At 70.9% G+C, this 13,452-nt stretch carries 14 protein-coding genes; 5 read left to right on the top strand and 9 right to left on the bottom strand.

Annotated features, from left to right (window positions below; all coding sequences use genetic code 11):
• Positions 1 to 74 precede the first annotated feature (74 nt).
• Positions 75 to 1,679, top strand: coding sequence for an apolipoprotein N-acyltransferase (gene lnt / locus GWK25_RS17330; RefSeq protein ID WP_215451101.1), 1,605 nt, complete (start codon positions 75 to 77; stop codon positions 1,677 to 1,679).
• Here the strand turns inward: lnt and GWK25_RS17325 are convergent.
• Positions 1,600 to 2,508 (bottom strand): Gfo/Idh/MocA family protein, encoded by a 909-nt coding sequence (locus GWK25_RS17325; protein ID WP_215451100.1) that lies wholly within the window; start codon positions 2,506 to 2,508, stop codon positions 1,600 to 1,602. The genes lnt and GWK25_RS17325 overlap by 80 nt on opposite strands.
• 73 nt (positions 2,509 to 2,581) lie before the next feature.
• Here GWK25_RS17325 and GWK25_RS17320 point away from each other — a divergent pair, with 73 nt between their 5' ends.
• Entirely contained in the window at positions 2,582 to 3,094 is a 513-nt protein-coding gene (locus GWK25_RS17320; RefSeq protein WP_215451099.1) for a DinB family protein, read from the top strand.
• A 71-nt stretch (positions 3,095 to 3,165) separates the two neighbouring features.
• Here the strand turns inward: GWK25_RS17320 and GWK25_RS17315 are convergent, their stop codons facing one another.
• The 6 genes from GWK25_RS17315 to GWK25_RS17290 all read right to left on the bottom strand — a co-directional run bounded on the left by GWK25_RS17315 (position 3,166) and on the right by GWK25_RS17290 (position 8,600).
• Complete coding sequence (locus tag GWK25_RS17315; RefSeq protein WP_215451098.1) at positions 3,166 to 3,849, bottom strand: uracil-DNA glycosylase; 684 nt, start codon at positions 3,847 to 3,849, stop codon at positions 3,166 to 3,168.
• A gap of 132 nt (positions 3,850 to 3,981) precedes the next feature.
• Positions 3,982 to 5,562, bottom strand: coding sequence for an ABC transporter substrate-binding protein (locus tag GWK25_RS17310; RefSeq protein ID WP_215451097.1), 1,581 nt, complete (start codon positions 5,560 to 5,562; stop codon positions 3,982 to 3,984).
• Between the two features lie 186 nt (positions 5,563 to 5,748).
• Complete coding sequence (locus GWK25_RS17305) at positions 5,749 to 6,516, bottom strand: SDR family oxidoreductase (RefSeq protein WP_215451096.1); 768 nt, start codon at positions 6,514 to 6,516, stop codon at positions 5,749 to 5,751.
• Positions 6,517 to 6,528: 12 nt separating this feature from the next.
• Positions 6,529 to 7,290: a 3-oxoacyl-ACP reductase FabG gene (gene fabG / locus GWK25_RS17300; protein ID WP_215451095.1), complete on the bottom strand. Its 762-nt coding sequence runs from the start codon at positions 7,288 to 7,290 to the stop codon at positions 6,529 to 6,531.
• 147 nt (positions 7,291 to 7,437) lie between these two features.
• A complete protein-coding gene (locus GWK25_RS17295; RefSeq protein WP_215451094.1) occupies positions 7,438 to 7,848 on the bottom strand; it encodes a DUF3037 domain-containing protein in 411 nt (136 codons plus the stop codon).
• On the bottom strand, positions 7,845 to 8,600 hold the full coding sequence (locus GWK25_RS17290; RefSeq protein ID WP_215451093.1) for a HipA family kinase: 756 nt from the start codon (positions 8,598 to 8,600) through the stop codon (positions 7,845 to 7,847). The genes GWK25_RS17295 and GWK25_RS17290 overlap by 4 nt, the downstream gene beginning before the upstream one ends.
• Positions 8,601 to 8,963: 363 nt before the next feature.
• On the opposite strand from GWK25_RS17290, the gene GWK25_RS17285 reads away from it, so the two are divergent.
• Positions 8,964 to 10,547 carry a sigma-70 family RNA polymerase sigma factor gene (locus GWK25_RS17285; protein WP_215451092.1) on the top strand — a complete coding sequence of 528 codons (1,584 nt, stop codon included), beginning with the start codon at positions 8,964 to 8,966 and terminating at the stop codon, positions 10,545 to 10,547.
• Between the two features lie 149 nt (positions 10,548 to 10,696).
• Complete coding sequence (locus GWK25_RS17280; protein ID WP_215451091.1) at positions 10,697 to 11,197, top strand: Rieske (2Fe-2S) protein; 501 nt, start codon at positions 10,697 to 10,699, stop codon at positions 11,195 to 11,197.
• On the opposite strand, the gene GWK25_RS17275 is transcribed toward GWK25_RS17280, so the two are convergent.
• Complete coding sequence (locus GWK25_RS17275) at positions 11,194 to 11,880, bottom strand: cysteine hydrolase (RefSeq protein WP_215451090.1); 687 nt, start codon at positions 11,878 to 11,880, stop codon at positions 11,194 to 11,196. The genes GWK25_RS17280 and GWK25_RS17275 overlap by 4 nt on opposite strands.
• A gap of 107 nt (positions 11,881 to 11,987) precedes the next feature.
• On the opposite strand from GWK25_RS17275, the gene GWK25_RS17270 reads away from it, so the two are divergent.
• Positions 11,988 to 12,455, top strand: coding sequence for a pyridoxamine 5'-phosphate oxidase family protein (locus tag GWK25_RS17270; protein ID WP_215451089.1), 468 nt, complete (start codon positions 11,988 to 11,990; stop codon positions 12,453 to 12,455).
• 33 nt (positions 12,456 to 12,488) lie between these two features.
• On the opposite strand, the gene GWK25_RS17265 is transcribed toward GWK25_RS17270, so the two are convergent.
• Positions 12,489 to 13,397, bottom strand: a complete 909-nt coding sequence (locus tag GWK25_RS17265; protein WP_215451088.1) for a LysR family transcriptional regulator — start codon at positions 13,395 to 13,397, stop codon at positions 12,489 to 12,491.
• Positions 13,398 to 13,452 lie beyond the last annotated feature (55 nt).

Here is a 13,452-nt window from a genome sequence, read left to right as displayed (position 1 = left end):
GCCCAGGCCCTCTGTCGGAGATCGTCTCCGGCGCGCACACTGGAAGGACTCACCGGTGGGGAGGGAGGCGCTGGATGCGAACGGCGGCGGACTGGGTGGCCTCCCCATGGCGGCGGCGGACGGCGGTATGGACGGCCTCCCCCTGGCGGCGGCGAGCGGCCCTCGTCGTGGCCGGAGCCCTGCCCGTGCTCGCGTTCCCGGCGCCGGGCCTGTGGTGGTTCGCGTACGGGGCGCTGGTGCCGTGGATGCTCATCGTCCGCACCGCCCCGACCGCCCGCCGGGCGCTCTACGACGGCTGGCTCGGCGGATGCGCGTTCATGCTGGCCATGCACCACTGGCTGCTGCCGAACCTCCATGTGTTCACCTTCGTCATCGCCGGCCTGCTGGGCGCGCTGTGGGCGCCCTGGGCCTGGCTGGTGCGCCGGTTCCTGGCCGGGACGCCGTCACCGCGCCGGGTCGCCGCCGCGCTGCTGGTCGTGCCGTCGGGCTGGCTGGCGATCGAACTCGTCCGCTCCTGGCAGGGCCTCGGCGGGCCGTGGGGTCTCCTGGGCTCCAGCCAGTGGCAGGCGGAGCCCGCACTGCGGCTGGCCTCGGTCGGCGGGGTCTGGCTGATCAGCTTCCTGCTGGTGGCCGTCAATGTGGCGGTCACCGTACTGGTCGCCGTACGCCGGTCGCGGGCGCCGGCGCTCGCCGGTCTGGTCGCCACGGCCACCGCGACGTCGGCGGTGTGGCTGTGGTCGCCACGCCCCGACGTCCGGGGCGAGGTGCGGATCGCCGTCGTGCAACCCGGCGTGACCGACGGACCCGACAAACGCTTCGCCCGTGAGGAGGCGCTCACCCGACGCCTCGCCGGGCGGGACCTCGACCTGATCGTGTGGGGCGAGAGCAGCGTCGGTCACGACCTCGCCGACCGTCCCGATCTCTCCGACCGGATCGCCGCGCTCGCCCGCGAGACGGACACGAACATCCTGGTGAACGTGGACGCCCGCCGCTCCGACCGTCCCGGCATCTACAAGAGCTCCGTGCTGGTGGGTCCCGACGGCCCCACCGGCGACCGCTACGACAAGATGCGTCTGGTCCCCTTCGGCGAGTACATCCCGATGCGCTCGCTGCTCGGCTGGGCCACCTCCGTCGGCGAGGCGGCCGGCGAGGACCGCAGGCGCGGCACCGAGCAGGTCGTGTTCGACTCCGGGAAGGGGCTGCGGATCGGCCCCATGGTCTGCTTCGAGTCCGCGTTCCCCGACATGAGCCGTCATCTCGCCCGGGACGGCGCCGAGCTGCTGCTCGCGCAGTCGGCGACCTCGACGTTCCAGCAGAGCTGGGCCCCCGAGCAGCACGCCTCGCTGGCGGCGCTGCGGGCCGCCGAGACCGGCCGCCCGATGGCCCACGCGACCCTGACCGGCGTCTCGGCGGTGTACGGCCCGGACGGCGGGCCGGTCGGCCTCCGACTCGGCACGGACGAGAGCACGACGGCGGTGTACGAGGTGCCGCTGGCGAGCGGTACGACGCCCTACGTCCGCTTCGGCGACTGGCCGGTGGACGCGGCGCTGCTCGCCCTGCTCGCGTGGGGCGCCTTCGAGGGCGTACGTGCCCTGCGGCTCAGGCGGCGGAGCGGTCCTCCACCGCCCGCACCACCCGCTCGCACAGCTCATGGGTCGCCAGCGCGTCCCGTGCGCTGAGCACCCTGCCCGCGCGCACCGCGTCGAGGAAGGCGAGCACGGCCTGCTCGATGCCGCGCTGCCGGGCCACCGGCACCCAGTCGCCCCGCCGCCGCAGGGACGGCTGCCCCTTGTGGTCGATCACCTCGGCGAGGTTCACCACCTGCCGCTTGGTGTCCTGTCCGGAGACCTCCAGGATCTCCTCGGCCGAGCCGCTGAGCCGGTTCATGACACCGAGCGCGGTGAATCCGGCCCCGGAGAGCTGCAGCACGACGTGGTGCAGCAGGCCGTCCTCGGTCCGGGCCCGTACGGTCACGTCCTCGATCTCGCCCGGGACCAGGAACCGCAGGGTGTCCACGACATGGATGAAGTCGTCCAGGACCATCGTGCGCGGCACCTCGGGCAGACCGATGCGGTTCTTCTGCATCAGGATCAGCTCGCGCGGATGGTCGGCGCACTGCGCGTACCCGGGCGCGAACCGCCGGTTGAACCCCACGGCGAGCCCGACGCCGCGCTCCTCCGCGAGCCGTACGAGCCGTTCCGAGTCGGCGAGTTCGTACGCGAGTGGCTTGTCGACGTACGTCGGCACGCCCGCCTCCAGCAGGCGTTCCACGATCTCGGGGTGGACGGCGGTGGGCGCGTGCACGAAGGCCGCGTCGAGGTCCTGGGCCAGCAGCGAATCGAGGTCGGAGTGCCGCCAGCCGGGCGGGAGGTGGAGGCTGTCGGCGACACGGGTGAGGGTGGCTGGTGTGCGTGTCTGCAGATGAAGTTCGAGCCCCGGTTGGGTGCCGAGCACCGGCAGATACGCCTTCCGCGCGATGTCGCCGAGCCCGACGCAGCCGACCTTCACTGGGGTCTCCCGTCCACGGTGTGCCGTCGAAATGCCTCGTCGGCAGCATACGGGGGCTGCGAGGATGGCCCGCATGACCGACCTGCGCACCGAACCTTCCGTCACCGCCGGCGAACGGGCCATGCTGGAGGGCTGGCTCGACTACCACCGGGACACGCTCGCGCTGAAGTGCGAGGGGCTGGACGACGTCCGGTTGCGGACCGCCTCGGTACCGCCCTCCCAGCTCTCCCTCCTCGGGCTCGTACGGCACATGGCGGAGGTCGAGCGCATCTGGTTCCGCACAGTGCTCGTGGACGACGACCGCGGCCCGATCTACTTCAGCGACGCGGACCCGGACGGTGAGTTCCACCTCACCGAGGCCGACACCTGGGAAGAGGCGTACGGCACCTGGCAGGCGGAGATCGCGATCGCCCGCCGCAACGCCGAGGGCTTCGCCCTGGACGACGTCGCCAAGGGCGTGCACCGACGGTCGGGCGAGGCACCGAGCCTGCGGTGGCTCTACACCCACATGATCGAGGAGTACGCCCGGCACAACGGACACGCGGACCTGCTCCGGGAGCGCATCGACGGGACCACCGGATACTGACCGGAGCCGGCGGCGGGGAGGACGACCGGAACCGGGGCGGGCGAACGGAGCGGGCCAGGGTGGGCGGCCCGTCAGCCGAGGTTCGGGATCGTCCAGTCGATCGCCTCGTGGCCCTGCCGGGCGACGGCCTCGTTGATCTGCGTGAACGGCTGGGAGCCGAAGAACTTCTTGGCCGACAGCGGCGAGGGGTGCGCGCCCTTCACCACGATGTGGCGCTCCGCGTCGATCAGCGGGAGCTTCTTCTGCGCGTAGTTGCCCCACAGCACGAAGACCGCCGGGTCGGGCCGGTCGGCCACCGCGCGGATCACGGCGTCGGTGAACTTCTCCCAGCCCTTGCCCTTGTGCGAGTTGGCCTCACCGGAGCGGACCGTGAGGACCGCGTTGAGCAGCAGCACGCCCTGCTGGGCCCAGGGCATGAGATAGCCGTTGTCCGGGATCGGGGTGCCCAGCTCGGCCTGCATCTCCTTGTAGATGTTCCGCAGCGATGGCGGGGTCTTCACCCCGGGCCGCACGGAGAAGCACAGCCCGTGGCCCTGACCCTCGCCGTGGTACGGGTCCTGCCCGAGGATCAGTACCTTCACGCTCTCGTACGGGGTGGCGTCGAGCGCGGCGAAGACCTGCTCACGGGGAGGGTAGACGGGACCCTTGGCGCGCTCCTCCTCGACGAACTCGGTGAGTTCCTTGAAGTAGGGCTGCTGCAGCTCGTCCCCCAGGACCCCGCGCCAGGACTCGGGCAGCATCGCGATGTCGGTCACGTCAACTTCCTCCGGTGTGCGCTCACTTCACGGCCACGGAACGCGCGGCCATGGGCAGCCGCGCGAAGCGCGGCTGCCGTCAGAGCACAGAACCTACAGGCGCCCACTGACAACGGGACCCGGCACCCGGAATTACCAACTGGTCTTCCACGACAGCTGCCACATGATCATCATCGTCGCGGGGTCGATGACGTTCTCGAGGCCGGCGATCTCCTCGTTGGCGGCCGTGTACGCCTTGCCCTGCCACAGCGGGATCAGCCGGGCGTCGTCCACGAGGATCTGCTGGGCCTCCTCGAACTCCTCGCCCACGGCACCGCGGTCGCTCTCGGCGCGCGACTCCGGCAGGAGCTTGTTGGTGATCTCGGGGGCGTCGTACGGCGTGCCGAGCGCGTTCTGCTTGCCCACGAAGGGGGCGATGAAGTTGTCGGCGTCGTTGAAGTCGGGGTTCCAGCCGCGACCGAAGACCGGGTACTCGCCGTTCTGGTAGCCCTTGGAGTAGTCCTTCCAGGGGCGGCTCTTCAGCGTGACCTCGAACAGTCCGGACGCCTCCAGCTGCCGCTTCAGCTCCTCGAAGGCCGGCTTGGTCTGGGAGCCGTACCGGTCGGTGGTGTACCAGAGCTGGAGAGGAACCGTTTCGGTGATGCCCGCCTCGGTGAGGATGGACTTCGCCTTGGTCGCGCTCGGGTTGCCGTAGTCGTCGAAGAAGCCCGTCGTGTGGCCGACCAGACCCCGGGGGATCATGGAGTAGAGCGGCTCGACGGTGTCCTTGTAGATGTTGTGGGCGAGCGCCGGCCGGTCGAGGACCTGGGCGACCGCCTTGCGGACCGCGGGGTTCTTCGCCCAGGGGTCCTTGGGGTTGAACACCAGATAGCTGATCTCGGTGGTGGGGTTCTCCACGATCTGGAGCCCCTCCTCGTCGTGGTTGGCCTGGATTTCCACGATGTCCGAGGCGCCGAGACCCCGGTAGATGACCGAGATGTCCTTGTTCTTGAGGGCCTTGACCATCTCGTCCGACTGCGTGAAGTACTGGATGGTGACGGCGGAGTTCTTGTGTTCCGCGATGCCCTTGTAGTTGTCGTTGCGGGTCAGCTCGGCCGTCTTGCCCTCATCGTAGGAGGCGAGGTTGTAGGGTCCGGAGCCGGCGATGCCCCCGCCCTCGCGGAGCTTGTCCGCGGGGTACTCCTCGGGGTCCACGATCGACATCGCGGGCGTGGTGAGCACCAGCGGGAAGGTCGCGTCGGGCTGGCTGAGGTGGAAGACGACCTCGCGGTCACCCTTCGTCTGCACCCGGGAGAGGGTGGTCAGCAGGCCGGCGGGGCCACCGTTGACGTTGATCTTCTTGATCCGGTCGAACGAGTACTTGACGGCCTTGGCGTCCAGCGTGTGCCCGTTGGAGAACTTCAGGCCCTCACGCAGCGTGCAGCTGTACACCGTGCTGGAGCTGTCCGTGAACTCGCAGCTCTCGGCGGCGTCCGGCTCGGGCTCGGACCCGCCGGGCGAGTAGCCGAGGAGGGGCTGGAAGACGTTGCGCATCAGCTCCCAGGAGCTGTCCCAGGCGGCGGCCGGGTCCAGGGTGCTGGGCGTACTGGTGGTCCCCACGATGATGGGGTCCGCGTCGTCGGAGGCGTCCGAGGAGAACACACCACACCCGGTCACCATGGATATGGACGCGATCACCGCGAGTGGTGGCAAGTATCGGTTCCGGTTGAACACGTGCATGCTCCTCGAAATGCCGTACAGAGTGGCCGAACGATACCGCAGGCCCCCCGAGCGGATCCCGCGCGGTCGGCAGTGCCTTTGGTCGGTCCGCGTGTGACGGCGTTGTCGAGGCCCCGTGAGGGGTGCGGACGGGCGCCGGAGATGTTCGGTGAATCGCGCACCGGCGCCCGCCTCACTCTGTCAGCCGACCCCGGCGTTGAGGAAGATGCCGCCGTCGACCACGAGGGTCTGTCCGGTGATCCAGTCGGACTGGTCGGAGGTGAGGAACGCGGCGGCGCCCCCGATGTCGGAGGGCACGCCGAGCCGTCCGAGCGGGTAGGACGCGGCCGCCTCGGCCTCCCGGCCCTCGTAGAGGGCCTGGGCGAACTTGGTCTTCACCACGGCGGGCGCGATCGCGTTGGCCCGGACCTTGGGCGCGTACTCGTGCGCCAGCTGGACGGTCAGGTTGATCATGGCGGCCTTGCTGATGCCGTACGCGCCGATGAACGGCGACGCGGAGACACCGGCGACGGAGGCGATGTTGACGATGGCGCCGCCGTTGTCCTTCTGCCAGGCGTGCCAGGTCCGCTGGGCGAAGCCGAGCGCGGAGACGACATTGGTCTCGAACACCTTGCGGGCCACGTTCAGGTCCAGGTCGGCGATCGGGCCGAACACCGGGTTCGTACCGGCGTTGTTGACCAGGTAGTCGACGCGGCCGAAGGCCTCCATCGTGCGCTCCACGGCGAGGGCCTGGTGGGCCTCGTCGTGGGCCTTGCCGGCGACGCCGATGACGCGGTCGGCGCCGAGCTGCTCGACGGCCTCCTTGAGCGCGTCCTCGTTGCGGCCGGTGATGCAGACCCGGTCGCCGCGTGCGACGAGGGCCTCGGCGATGCCGTAGCCGATGCCGCGGCTGGCGCCGGTGATGAGCGCGACCTTGCCCGAAAGCTCGGGGAGTTCCACCGAAGTCATGTCCTGGATCCCTTAGTTGAGCGGTCCGCCGGCGACGTACAGCACCTGTCCGGAGACGAATCCGGCGTCCTCGCCCGTGAAGTAGGCGATGGCTCCGGCGATGTCCTCCGGGCGGCCCACGCGCTGGACGGGGATCTGGGTGGCCGCGGCGGCCTGGAAGTCCTCGAAGCCCATGCCGACGCGGGCGGCGGTGGCGGCGGTCATGTCGGTGACGATGAAGCCGGGGGCGACCGCGTTGGCGGTGACGCCGAACTTGCCGAGCTCGATGGCCAGGGTCTTGGTGAAGCCCTGCAGACCGGCCTTGGCGGCGGAGTAGTTGACCTGGCCCCGGTTGCCGAGCGCGGACGACGAGGACAGGTTCACGATCCGGCCGAACTTGGCCTCGACCATGTACTTCTGCACGGCCTTCGCCATCAGGAAGGCGCCGCGCAGGTGCACGTTCATGACCGTGTCCCAGTCGGACGCGCTCATCTTGAACAGCAGGTTGTCGCGGAGCACGCCCGCGTTGTTCACCAGGATCGTCGGGGCGCCCAGCTCCTCGGCGATCCGGGTGACGGCGGCCTCGACCTGGGCCTCGTCGGAGACGTCGCAGCCGACCGCGAGCGCCCTGCCGCCGGCGGCGGTGATCTTCTCCACGGTGTCCTTGCACGCGGCCTCGTCGAGGTCGATCACCGCGACGGCCCGCCCCTCGGCGGCCAGTCGTACGGCGGTCGCGGCGCCGATGCCGCGCGCGCCACCCGTGACCACGGCGACACGCTGCTCAGTGGTGGACATTGCTGGTTCTCCTCGCCCTTGGGATGCGGCTCCTGCGGCGCCCTCATCTGGTGAGCGACCGCTTAGTACCTTCAGCACAGGTGACGCTAGAAGTCCTGGCACCCGGTGTCAACGTTCCACCGGGTGTGATCCCTTACCTTGGCCCGGTCACTTCACCAGCAGGGCGAGCAGCCGCTCGGCCTCCGCCACCGGATCCGCGGTGAGCCCAGTGTGCACGGGCCCCGCCTGGACGACCGTCGACCGGGGCGCGACAAGCCAGCGGAACCGCCGTCCGGCGTCGTCACCGGCGGCCTGCCCGGCCGCCTCTCCCCCGGCGCACACGCCCTCCACGGCGCGCAGCGCGGCGCGTACGCCGGTGACGTCCGCGTCGGGGTCGAGGGCGAGCAGCTTGGCCTCGTCGAGATGGGTACGGGCCGCCACCAGGGCCCGGGAACGGCTGTACACGAGGACGCCGGCGTTGAAGCACTCGCCGCGCTCGATCCGGGGCACGATCCGCAGCAGCGCGTACTCGTAGACGTCCTGCCCGGTCGCGCCGGTGCCCAGGAAGCGGTCGCTCACTTGATCCCCTCAATGCGTTCGTGCACGTCGGCGGCGCGGACGAGCAGGGGTTCGGCGTACGCCCGCCGCAGCGCGTCCGGTGTCTCGAAGCCGGGCTCGTCGGTCAGCCAGACGTCGGGGATCTCGGCGGTCACCTCGGCGAGCAGCTCCTCGGTGACCAGGGGCGCGAGCTCGGCGGCGGCCGCCGCGACGTCGGGGCCGAAGCGGGCCAGGGCGTGGTCGGCGGCCGCGTACGGCTTGGCGGCGGAGGCGCGGGCGCCGGGCCAGTTGTGGTGCCAGATCATGGTGGCGCCGTGGTCGATGAGCCACAGGTCGCCGTGCCACATCAGCAGGTTGGGGTTGCGCCAGGAGCGGTCGACGTTGTTGATCAGCGCGTCGAACCAGACGATCCGCCCGGCCTCCTCGGGGCTCACCTCGAAGGCCAGCGGATCGAAGCCGACGGCCCGGGTCAGGAAGTCCATGCCCAGGTTGGTGCCGCCGCTTCCCTTGATCAGTTCCTGCACCCGCTCGTCGGGTTCGCCGAGGCCCAGGACGGGATCGAGGTCGACGGTGACGAGGCCGGGCACCCGCAGTCCCAGCCGCCGCGCCAGCTCCCCGCAGACGACCTCCGCGACGAGCGTCTTGCGGCCCTGGCCCGCGCCGGTGAACTTCAGGACGTACGTCCCGTGGTCGTCGCCCTCGACGAGTCCGGGGAGCGAGCCGCCCTCCCGCAAAGGCGTGATGTACCGGGTCACAGCGACATTCTTCAGCATTTCCTCAGGCCACCCACGCCATTCCCCTTACAATCCATGGTTGCCTCGCGGGCACGGAAAGCCACAGGATGCCCGCCGTCAACCCTGGGGAGACTCTGGGGAGTTTCGACCGGCATGCGGATCCCCCTGCCTCCCCAGCAGTCCGTCAACGGTTGCTCGCCCCTTGGTTCCGGCCTCCGGCATGAAGTGACCATAGTAACCAAGGGTGATCGTCGGCGAGGAGGGACCGAACCACCGCGCCACGGTCCACTGGCTGAAACGTGGGGCGGCATCCGGGCGTCAGCCGACACGCCTCCTCCGGATTCGCGCCTGTCACACTGTCGCCTCGACACATCGGCAGGACGACGGAACGGGTGGGTAGGAGTGCGTTCGCGGAACAGGCAGGAACGACCGGATGTCGCCGTCGTCGAGGCGGCGCGGACCGGGGACGCGCAGGCCGCGGAACAGCTGATACGGGACTGCCTGCCGTTGGTCTACAACATCGTCGGGCGGGCGCTGGACGGGCACAGCGACGTCGACGACGTGGTCCAGGAGACGATGGTGCGGGTCCTGGACGGGTTGCCCGGACTGGAGCGACCGGATCGGTTCCGGTCCTGGCTCGTCGCCATCACCGTGCGACAGATCCGTGACCGGTGGCGCAGGGGGCGCACCTGGCTCGCCGCGGAACCCCTGGAGGAGAACGCCCACGAAGCCGACCCGCAGGCCGACTTCTCCGACCTGGCGATCCTTCGGCTCGCGCTGTCGGGCCAGCGGCGTGAAGCGGTGGAGGCGGCCCGCTGGCTGGAGGACGAGGAACGCGAGGTACTCGCGCTGTGGTGGATGGAGAGCGCCGGTGAACTGACCCGCGGTGAGCTCGCGACGGCCTGCGATCTCACCCCGCAGCACGCGGCGGTCCGGGTCCAGCGGGTCAAGGAGCGGCTGGAGACGGCGCGCACCGTCGTACGGGCCGTGACGGCGTCGCCGCGCTGCCCGGACCTGGCCACCGTGCTCACCTCGTGGGACGGGCGGCCGTCCGGCCTGTGGCGCAAGCGGGCGGCACGCCATGTCCGCGACTGTCCGCAGTGCCTGTCGCGCTCCTCCGACCTGATACCGGCGGAGGGGCTGCTGGCCGGTCTCGCGCTGGTGCCGGTACCGGTCGGCCTGGCCGGCCTGGTGCTTGCCAGGGCCCTGGGGGAGGGCTCGGCCGCGGCGACCGTGAGCGCGAGCACGAGCACGAGCACGCATACGGCGAGTGGTGCGAGCCGTGCCGCTCGGACGTTCGGCAAGCTGGCCGCCAAGCCCATGGCGGCGGCAGCCGCAGGTGCCGTCACGCTGGCGGCTGCCGGTGTGGCCTGGTACGCCGCCACGGGATCGCACGAGGAGGCCGCGCTGCCCGCTGTCGTGGCCCCGCAGGCGCCCACGACCTTGTCCGAGTCGCCGCCCCAGCGGCCGTCCGCCACACCGACGGCGACACCGACACCGGTGCCGAGATCGACGCCGACGGCCTCCCCGGCGACGACGGCCGAGGCGCGGATCTCGGGGCGGCACGCCCTGCGTTCGGTCGACAGCCCCGGCGCCTACGTCAGCCGGTCCGGCTCACTCGGCGTCCTCGGCCCGGTCGGCGCCGACAGCTCCGCCTCCACCCGGCAGGCGGCCACCTTCACCTTCGTCCCCGGCCTGGCCGACCCCCGCTGCTACTCCCTCAGGGACACCAAGGGCAGGTACCTGCGGCATTACGCCTTCCGCATCCGGCTGGACGTCGACGACAGATCCGCCATCTTCCGGAAGGACGCCACCTTCTGCCCCCGCTCCGGTTCCACGGCCGGTTCGGTCTCCCTGGAGTCGTACAACTACCCCGGCCGTTACCTCTGCCACCGGGACAACCTCCAGCTGTGGCTCGACCCTTCGGGGAAAACGGCCTCCGACCGGGCCGGCCGCTCCTTCGTCCCCGTGGCGCCCTGGGCCTGAGGCCGCCGACCGACAGCTTTCAGACAGCTGCTTTTGACGCCGTCGTGATCCCGGACAGGTCAAGATGTGCACCCTGTCTGAACGTTCAAGCGCAGACCCGCCGTATCCATGGGCGAAAGTGCGAAGCCATCTCGGAAGGAACCGTCAGCATGACCAGCGAATCGACCAAACCCGCTTCGATCCCGGGCCGTCGCACCGTCATGGCGGCCGCCGGCGTGGCGGGGCTCGCCGTCGCGCTGACCGCGTGCGGATCGGAGGACGACGCGTCGACGTCGAGTTCGTCCGGCGCCGGGGCCGGCGGCGACGCGAACGCCGACTCCGGCGGCAGCACGGGCGGCGACACGACCGGCGGCAGCACGGGCGGCAAGGAGATCGCGAAGACCGCGGACATCCCCGAGGGCGGCGGCAAGATCTTCGAGAGCGAGGGCGTCGTCGTCACCCAGCCCGAGGCGGGCACGTTCAAGGCGTTCTCGTCCGTCTGCACCCACCAGGGCTGTGCGGTGAAGACGATCGCCGACGGCGTGATCAACTGCCCCTGCCACAACAGCAACTTCTCGATCGCTGACGGCAGCGTGAAGAGCGGACCGGCGACGAAGGCGCTGCCGGCCAAGGAGGTCACCGTGTCCGGGGACTCGATCACCCTGGCCTAGCGCTCGCCGGTCGAGCAGTCGGACGGCTCCGCGGGCCGCTCGAAGCACGCCACCACCTCGTCCGTGGTCGCGACCGTGGCGACCAGCGCGAGGGTGTGACGGATCATCGCGGGGGTGTAGTCGGCAGGCACCCCCGCGATGGCGTCGCCGGGCACGACCACCGTGTAGCCCAGGTTGACCGCGTCGAACACGGCGTTCGGCACGGCCACGTTGGCCGAGACGCCGGCGACGACCACGGTGCGGCAGCCCAGGTTGCGCAGGAGCGCGTCCACGTCGGTACCCGCCAGCGGGGACAGCCCGTGCAGCCGCCGTACGATCAGGTCCTCCTCGGCGACCTCGATGGGCGGCGCGACCCGTACGGCCTCGGTGCCCGTCAACTGCCGTACGGGCAGCCGTTCCGCCGCGCGGAACAACCGTGCGTTGCGGTTGGCGCCCCGGCCGTCGGGCCGTCGCTCGGCGACCGCGTGCAGGACCTGCGCCCCGCATCCGTGGGCCGCGGTGACCAGCCGGGCGACCCGCGCGAGCGCCCCGGACGACCGGGCCTCCCGGGCGAGTTCGGGCAGCGCGCCGCCGGGTCCCACAACGCCCTGCTGGCACTCGACGGTGAGCAGGGCGGTGGTGGCGGGATCGAGGAGCCGGCCCAACTCCCGTCGCCGCTTGGACTCACTCGCGTACGCGGGCATGACGCTCCCCCTGTCGCCGGCGATCGGGCGGTGGAGCGTAACGCCCCTTGCGCAGGGACGGAAGACGACCGATGCTCTTCTGACGCCACGTCAGGAGAGGGGACTCCATGACCGTCACCCAGCGCCGGGGCCGGAAGATCATGATGGAACCCGCCGAACTGGACGAGTTCCTGAGCACGCAGCGCACCTGCCGGGTGGCGACAGTCGGGTCCGACGGCGCCCCGCACGTCACCCCGCTCTGGTTCGTCTGGGACGGCACCGCGCTCTGGCTCTACTCGATCACCCGCAGCAAACGCTGGTCCGTGCTGCGTCGCGACCCGCGCGTGGCCGTCGTGGTCGACGCGGGCGAGGAGTACGGCGAACTGCGCGGCGTCGAACTGTCCGGCACCGTCGATCTCGTCGGCGAGGTCCCGCGCACGGGCGAGCCCGTCCCCGAACTCGTCGAGGTGGAGCGGCTGTTCGCCCGGAAGAACTTCGGCATCGACGAGATGCCCCACGACGGCAGGCACGCCTGGCTGCGTCTGACACCGGAGGCCGTCGCGTCCTGGGACTTCCGCAAACTGGGCTCGACATGACCGGCCCCCTCGGCGAACGGACGCACCCTCGGTTCAGCCCGCCCCGCACCCGTCGCCCGCGGTCCGCAGCGCCTCCACCGCCGCCCTGATGGACGGCCGTCGGTCTGCGTCCGAGCGCCACACCGCGTACACGCTACGGTGGACCCGGTGGCGCACCGGCACGGTCCGCACCCCGGCCGGCATCGGGTCCCGGCCGAGCCGGGGCGCGATGCAGACGCCCAACCCCGCGGCGACCAGGGCGAGTTGCGTGTGGTGCTCGCCCGCGCGGTGGGCGATGTGGGGCTCGATGCCGTTGGCCCGCAGCGTGTAGAGCAGCCATTCGTGGCAGAACTCGCCCTCGGGCCAGGCGACCCACGACTCCTGGGCCAGCTCCCGCAGGTCGATCTCGTCCCGGGCGACGAGCGGATGGTCCTCGTGCAGGGCCACCTCCACCGGGTCGTCGAGGATCGCGGCCCTGGCCAGCCCCGCGGGCACGGGCAGCGGCTTGTTGTACCAGTCGAGGACGACGGCCAGGTCGACGTCGCCCCGGATCACGGCGTCGACGGCGATTTCGGGTTCCAGTTCCCGTGACCGCACGCGCAGCGCGGGATGGTCCTCACGCAGCGCGCGGAAGACGGCGGGAAACAACCCCCGGACGGCCGTCGGGAACGCGGCCAGCCGAAGTTCGCCGACCACCTGTCCCCGCTGTTCCTCCAGTGCCGACTGCGCCAGCTCGACCTGCGACAGGATGCGCGCGGCGTGCTCGGCGAGCAGCCGCCCCGCGTCGGTGAGGCGCACCCCCCGCCCGTTCTTGGCGAGGAGCCGCTGCCCCACCTCGCGTTCCAGCTTGGCCATCTGCTGCGAGACGGCCGAGGTCGTCACATGCAGCCCCTCGGCCGCCCCGCTGACCGAGCCGTGCCGGGCGAGGGCGTCCAGGGTGCGCAGGCGCTCCAGGTTCAACATGTAAGCGATACTACGAGAATCGGCTCACCAATTCTCACTTGTGCTACGAGATCAC

This window comes from Streptomyces sp. ATCC 21386 (genome assembly GCF_018728545.1).
Classification (GTDB): Bacteria; Actinomycetota; Actinomycetes; order Streptomycetales; family Streptomycetaceae; genus Streptomyces.
The sequence above is the reverse complement of the archived record's forward strand: the minus strand, read 5'-3'. Positions and strand labels throughout refer to the sequence as shown.

Excerpts from the sequence above, each read along its gene's own strand:
- GWK25_RS17290 (WP_215451093.1), bottom strand. The coding sequence starts at position 8,600 with ATGCTGAAGAATGTCGCTGTGACCCGGTACATCACGCCTTTGCGGGAG.
- GWK25_RS17275 (WP_215451090.1), bottom strand. The coding sequence starts at position 11,880 with ATGCCCGCGTACGCGAGTGAGTCCAAGCGGCGACGGGAGTTGGGCCGG.
- GWK25_RS17280 (WP_215451091.1), top strand. The coding sequence starts at position 10,697 with ATGACCAGCGAATCGACCAAACCCGCTTCGATCCCGGGCCGTCGCACC.
- fabG (WP_215451095.1), bottom strand. The coding sequence starts at position 7,290 with ATGTCCACCACTGAGCAGCGTGTCGCCGTGGTCACGGGTGGCGCGCGC.
- GWK25_RS17320 (WP_215451099.1), top strand. The coding sequence starts at position 2,582 with ATGACCGACCTGCGCACCGAACCTTCCGTCACCGCCGGCGAACGGGCC.
- GWK25_RS17270 (WP_215451089.1), top strand. The coding sequence starts at position 11,988 with ATGACCGTCACCCAGCGCCGGGGCCGGAAGATCATGATGGAACCCGCC.
- GWK25_RS17265 (WP_215451088.1), bottom strand. The coding sequence starts at position 13,397 with ATGTTGAACCTGGAGCGCCTGCGCACCCTGGACGCCCTCGCCCGGCAC.
- GWK25_RS17305 (WP_215451096.1), bottom strand. The coding sequence starts at position 6,516 with ATGACTTCGGTGGAACTCCCCGAGCTTTCGGGCAAGGTCGCGCTCATC.
- lnt (WP_215451101.1), top strand. The coding sequence starts at position 75 with ATGCGAACGGCGGCGGACTGGGTGGCCTCCCCATGGCGGCGGCGGACG.